Annotated in this window: 1 pseudogene; it reads left to right on the forward strand. The window is 34.5% G+C overall.

Annotated features, from left to right (window positions below):
- Window positions 1-229, forward strand: a pseudogene (locus IGI96_RS19800) (ISL3 family transposase); the annotation flags it as partial.

Here is a 229-nt window from a genome sequence, read left to right on the forward strand (position 1 = left end):
TGCAGATCATGTGAGATATAAAATTGCTTCTTTACTGACTGAAAAAGTATCTTTATCTTTTATTGCGAAAAGCTGTCAGGTATCTTTGACCACCGGTTATTCGTACATTGAAAGAGTTTAAAAGCTATTTACCAAAACAATCTAAGAAGATTCTCCCAAGAGTAGTGATGGTTGATGAATTTCGTTCGCATGCTTCCATAGAAGATAAAATGAGCTTTATTTGCGCAGA

The sequence above is a fragment of the Enterococcus sp. DIV0421 genome (assembly GCF_051713745.1).
Taxonomy (GTDB): domain Bacteria; phylum Bacillota; class Bacilli; order Lactobacillales; family Enterococcaceae; genus Enterococcus_D; species Enterococcus_D casseliflavus.